The organism is Nostoc cf. edaphicum LEGE 07299 (genome assembly GCF_015207245.1).
In the GTDB taxonomy this organism is placed as follows: domain Bacteria; phylum Cyanobacteriota; class Cyanobacteriia; order Cyanobacteriales; family Nostocaceae; genus Nostoc; species Nostoc edaphicum_B.
On sequence record NZ_JADEXF010000254.1, the window covers coordinates 1 to 6,028 of the forward strand.

Consider the following 6,028-nt stretch of genomic DNA (forward strand, 5'->3'; position numbering starts at 1 on the left):
GGAATGGAGGTAGTAGTCCTTGGTTCCCGAATGAATGAAAAATATAAGGGTAAACAAGGCAAACTTAGTATACAAGCCGATGGTACTACAACAGAGGCGATCGCAGCCGAATTCGACGCGGTGATAATTCCCGGTGGGATGGCTCCTGATAGAATGCGGCGGAACATCAACACAGTACGTTTTGTCCAAGAAGCCATACAACAAGGAAAATTAGTCGCTGCTGTTTGTCACGGCCCACAAGTTTTAATTGAAGGCGACTTGCTCAAAGGTAAGCAAGCGACCGGTTTTAGCGCTATTGCCAAGGACATGATTAACGCTGGCGCCAAATATCTAGATGAGCCGATAGTAGTTGATGGGAATTTGATTACATCTCGTGAACCCGGAGACTTGCCAATTTTCACTACAGCTATTTTGAGCCGTTTGGGTTATGGTGGCAAAGATGCTGCATTACCAAATGAGAAAGACACAAGTGCTGAATGGTGGAAGCTGGCTGATGCTTGGGGTGGCTCAACTAAAGGTGATATTACCAAAGGTTTAAATACTGCCCTTACTGGTGAACGTTATTCGCTAGAAGCGTTTGAGAACTACTTTGAAAAAGAATCAGATAGCGAAGCAAAATCAGTCTTTCAAGAAATAATTGCTAATAAACAGCGCCACATTCAAAAACTGGAAACTTGTCTTCAGCTATTGGGCGAAAAACCGTCTTTAGGAGCAAATATTGCTAATCAGTATGCCAAGGTTAAAACTGCCTTGACAGGAAGTGACGATATATATCAGTTACGTTCTGCGTTGGGGGATGTGCAAACTGGTATCGGCGATATTGGCAATTTGTGTGCAATGTACACTGACCCAGTAGCTACAGCTATTTTCAAAGAAATTTACCACGATTTATTGAAATACGAACAGCGATTAGTAGAGTTGTATCGGGCGCGGATAGGCGCTCAGATTCAGCCTCCTAAGCCGAGTACAGGGGCTGCTGTGTCAATGTAAGGTGTTTTTGAAGTAGACGGCTACCGAAGAGGCGCAAATAACACAGAGATAGAAAGAAGAGGGTATTTGCGCCACTATGGGTAATTTACTGTGATGGAGATATAAAAAGTGACTTCAACATCAGGTGATAAACCAAGTACAAACCAGCCAGAAGCTAGTGAAGTAGAGCGTTGGGCATCCCTTATAGGTGGCGGTGCGATGGTGCTAATGGGTTTAAGACAGGGTTCATTGCGGGGAGCGCTAACGGCTTTGGCTGGTGGTGGTTTGGTTTATCAAGGTGCAACCAAGCAAAGCACAATCCAGAAAGCGCAGGAAGCAATAGGAATAAACCAACCCATTAAAGTTGAAAAGACGGTAACGATTAATAAATCGGCAGAAGAATTGTATCGCTTTTGGCACAACTTTGAGAATCTGCCCACATTTATGAAGCATCTCAAATCTGTCAAGGTGTATAACGAAAAACGTTCTCATTGGATTGCTAATGCACCTTTGGGTAACAGCGTGGAATGGGATGCAGATATTCTCGAAGACCGGGAAAATGAATTTATTTCTTGGGCTTCTGTAGAAGGTGCAGACGTTGATAATTCTGGTTTTGTCCGCTTTAAAAAAGCACCAGGCGATCGCGGCACGGAAGTTAAGGTTGTTTTGGAGTATAACCCCCCCGGTGGAGCATTGGCAGCTACCGTAGCAAAACTTTTTGGTGAAGAACCAGAACAGCAAATTGGTGATGAATTGCGCCGCTTTAAGATGCTAATGGAAGCAGGCGAAATTGCCACAACTGAAGGTCAACCTTCTGGACGCAGCTAGTTATTTGTTCTTTGTCCTTTGTCATTTGTCCTTTGCCTAAAGCAAATGACCAATGACTAATGACTAATGACTAATGACTAATGACTAATGACTAAGGACTAAATAAATATGAAAGCAGTTTGCTGGAACGGTGCTAATGATGTGCGGGTACAGTCGGTACCAGATCCGACAATTCTTAACCCGCGTGATGCAATTATTAAAATTACTTCCACGGCGATTTGTGGCTCCGATCTACATATATATGGTGGCTATATTCCCACAGTGCAACAGGGTGACATTATTGGTCACGAATTCATGGGGGAAGTCGTAGAAGTTGGTAAGGGAGTCAACAATTTAAAAATAGGCGATCGCGTTGTTGTTCCTTCCACAATTGGCTGTGGTAATTGCCATTATTGCCAGCGTGATATGTGGTCATTGTGTGATAATTCCAATCCTAAAGGTTGGATTGAAGAAAAATTATTTGGCAATATCACCTCAGCAATTTATGGCTACTCCCATATGTTAGGTAGCTATGCAGGGGCACAAGCAGAATATATCCGTGTACCCTTTGCTGATGTGGGTGTTGTCAAAGTTCCGCCAGATTTGCCGGATGAGATGCTATTATTCATCTCCGATGCTATTCCCACTGGTTATATGGGCGCAGAATTATGCGATATTCAACCGGGTGATACTGTAGCCGTTTGGGGTTGCGGTGCTGTTGGACAATTTGCCATGATTAGCGCCTACATGATGGGAGCCGAAAAAGTGATCGCGATCGATCGCTTTCCCGAACGCCTGGAAATGGCGAAAAAGTTTGCCAAAGCAGAAGTGATTAACTACGAAGAAGTTAATGCTGGCGAAGCGTTGAAAGAGATGACTGGTGGCCGTGGCCCCGATGCTTGTATCGATGCCGTTGGTTTAGAAGCACACGGTGTTGGTTTAGAAGACTTCTACGACCAGACAAAACAAAAGCTCAGATTGGAAACCGACCGTCCCCACGTTCTGCGGGAAATGATGGTCGCCTGTCGTAAAGGCGGGACTCTTTCAATCATGGGTGTTTATGGTGGTTTTGTAGACAAAATGCCATTTGGTGCAGCCTTTAACAAGGGCTTAACCTTTAGGATGGGACAAATGCATGGACAAAAATATATGCATTTGTTATTGCAGATGGTTTTGGATGGAAAACTCGATCCATCCTTCGTTGTTACCCATCAATTGCCTCTAGAACAAGCACCCCACGCCTACCATATCTTTCAACAAAAAAAAGACAACTGTATCAAAGTTGTTCTTAAACCCTAAATGGCAAATAGTCATTCAGTGTTTTGAATTTGTACACCTTACATAATAGAATTGAGGTTTTTTATGAATCGAGTAACTTCTTGGCTACGAAATATCCGCATTTCCCAAATCCTTGTAGTTTTCCTAGTAGGATTTATGTTTTTACTAGGTCAGGCTTTTAGTTACGTTAGTGTAGCGCAAGCTGATGTTATAACCCCAGAAGGCACTTATTACAAAGGAATACCAGACGAGCAAGGTGAAATTAGAAACGATACCCAAACAACAAATAGCCAAAATCCGTTAAAAGAAGCTGCTGATAATATCCGCGAAAAGTTAAACTTGGATGAAAAAACTCCTAGAGCTACAAAAGAGTTTTTTGACCCTGCAAAAAACAGAGCCGGAGATAAAGCTTCATCATACGGTGCAGATAGAGAAGGTTATTATCAAAATCCTTCTAGCAAGCAACTGAGAGATAGAACCTAGACTTGTAGCAAATTTTGAGTCTATATTTTTGTATCATAGATTCTTGAACCAGATTTAATTAGTTAATGAGACGCGATAATTATCGCGTCTCAAAATCAGGCTAAATCGAGTATTTATCTTGATATAAACAAAGCAGAAATGATAACTAAGGAATAAATAATTATGAAAGCAGTTTGCTGGCACGGAGCAAACGATGTGCGGGTAGAAACAGTTCCCGACCCTAAAATTCTTAACCCACGGGATGCCATTGTTAAAATTACTTCTACGGCAATTTGTGGTTCAGATTTGCATATTTATGACGGCTACATTCCCACCATGCAAAAGGGCGATATCCTTGGTCATGAATTTATGGGAGAAGTCGTAGAACTTGGAAGTGCAGTTAAAAATGTGAACGTAGGCGATCGCGTCGTTGTTCCCTTTACTATATCTTGCGGTAGCTGCTTTTTCTGCAATCGGGATTTATGGTCACTGTGCGATAACTCTAACCCCAATGCTTGGTTAGTAGAAAAGCAAATGGGACATTCGCCAGCAGGTCTATTTGGCTACTCTCATTTATTCGGCGGTTACGCTGGCGGTCAAGCAGAGTATGCAAGAGTACCTTTTGCCGATGTAGGGTTGTTCAAAATTCCCGATGGTTTAACGGATGAGCAAGTGCTATTTCTAACAGATATTTTTCCCACTGGCTACATGGCAGCCGAGAACTGCAACATCAAACCCGGTGATATTGTTGCCGTTTGGGGTTGTGGCCCAGTTGGACAATTCGCCATCAGAAGCGCATATATGCTAGGTGCGGAAAGGGTAATTGCCTTTGACCGCGTTCCCGAACGGCTGCAAATGGCTAAAGAATACGGCAAAGCTGAAGTTCTCAACTACGAAGAAGTGAATATTGGCGAAGCACTTAAAGAAATGACTGGCGGTCGTGGCCCCGATGCTTGCATTGATGCAGTGGGAATGGAAGCACACGGCACAGACTTTATGGCGATGTACGACCAGGTAAAGCAAGCAGTACGTTTAGAAACAGATCGGCCGACAGCATTACGGCAAGTAATAGTATCTGCTGCTAAAGGTGGTCACGTATCACTTGCAGGTGTGTACGGTGGCTTTTTAGATAAAATCCCGATGGGTGCTGCCATGAACAAGGGATTAACCTTCAAAATGGGACAAACCCATGTCCATAAATATCTAAAACCTTTGCTAGAACACATCCAAAACGGTGAAATCGATCCAACATTTATCATCACCCATACCTTACCTCTAGAACAAGCGCCCCACGGCTACGAGATTTTTAAGCACAAGAAAGATAACTGCATCAAAGTGGTACTCAAACCTTAGTAGGGAGTAGGGAATAGGGAATGGGGAAGAGTTTCCCAATGCCCAATGCCCCATGCCCAATCCCCAATACCTAACCTTCCATGTTTGATTTACTAAAATCAGAATTTACGCGTCGTACTATATTACACAAAGCAGGTTTTGGGTTAATTGCACTCAGTACTTTTGGGGTAGCAGGTACTATTTTCAAACCTAATCGTACCCTAGCCCAAGCTGGGCCAGCACCAGGCAAAGAACCACCTATGCCTCCTGAAAAAAAGTTAGGATGGGCTATTGTAGGCTTGGGAAAATTTGCTACGCAACAGATTATTCCGTCGTTTGGTGAATGTAAGCGTTCAAAGCTGGTAGCGTTAGTCAGTGGCGATGCCTACGACGGGCTGCGCCAACGCGCTAAAGCTGAAGGCATAGCCCAGCAATACGGGGTTAACTCAAAAAATATCTACAATTACCAAAACTACGATACCATCCGCAATAACCCGGAGGTTGATGTTATTTATATCATTTTACCTAACGGGTTACACGCCGAATACAGCATTCGTGGTGCCCAAGCTGGCAAGCATATCATGTGCGAAAAGCCGATGGCTATTACTGTCGAGGAATGCCAAGCAATGATAGATGCTGCCAAAAAAGGCGATCGCAAATTGATGATTGCTTACCGCGCTCAATATGAACCTTACAACCTCGCTGCGATCGAACTTGCACAAAGCGGCAAACTCGGTAAATTAAAAACCATAACCTCTGACCACGGACGCAACCTCGACCCTAAAGACCCCGCAGATCGTTGGCGGGCACAAAAAAAACTAGCTGGTGGCGGTTCTCTTTATGACATAGGCATCTACAGCTTGAATGCTGCTAGATACATTACAGGCGAGGAACCACAAGAAATTAGCGCCATGATGTACAGCACCCCTGGCGACCCCCGCTTTCGGGAAATCGAGGAAAATGTCAACTTCGTTTTGCGTTTTCCTAGTGGTGTGCTTGCTAACTGCACGTCAAGCTACGGCTATGCAGATACCAAGCGTATCCAAGTTTTTGGTTCAGATGCAGTTTTAGAGTTAGATCCAGCTACCGACTACTACCAACATCGCCTGACAATCAAACGCAAAAATAGTAGCGAAGAACAGAATATTCAGGAAAAGAACCAATTCGCCCTAGAGATGGA

General features: G+C 43.7%; 6 protein-coding genes. All 6 read left to right on the plus strand.

The genetic code is table 11. The features are described from left to right. The coding region (locus tag IQ229_RS09700; protein WP_194043227.1) for a DJ-1/PfpI family protein at window positions 1-990 on the plus strand (990 nt) is incomplete at its 5' end. Window positions 991-1,098: 108 nt separating this feature from the next. Further along, window positions 1,099-1,797, plus strand: coding sequence for an SRPBCC family protein (locus tag IQ229_RS09705; RefSeq protein WP_194043229.1), 699 nt, complete (start codon window positions 1,099-1,101; stop codon window positions 1,795-1,797). A gap of 108 nt (window positions 1,798-1,905) precedes the next feature. After that, window positions 1,906-3,075 carry a zinc-dependent alcohol dehydrogenase gene (locus tag IQ229_RS09710; protein WP_194043231.1) on the plus strand — a complete coding sequence of 390 codons (1,170 nt, stop codon included), beginning with the start codon at window positions 1,906-1,908 and terminating at the stop codon, window positions 3,073-3,075. 63 nt (window positions 3,076-3,138) lie between these two features. Next, a complete protein-coding gene (locus IQ229_RS09715) occupies window positions 3,139-3,537 on the plus strand; it encodes a hypothetical protein (protein ID WP_194043233.1) in 399 nt (132 codons plus the stop codon). Between the two features lie 162 nt (window positions 3,538-3,699). Further along, window positions 3,700-4,869, plus strand: a complete 1,170-nt coding sequence (locus tag IQ229_RS09720) for a zinc-dependent alcohol dehydrogenase (RefSeq protein ID WP_194043235.1) — start codon at window positions 3,700-3,702, stop codon at window positions 4,867-4,869. Between the two features lie 80 nt (window positions 4,870-4,949). Continuing rightward, window positions 4,950-6,028, plus strand: a 1,079-nt coding sequence (locus IQ229_RS09725) for a Gfo/Idh/MocA family protein (protein ID WP_194043237.1), incomplete at its 3' end; no start/stop codon positions are given.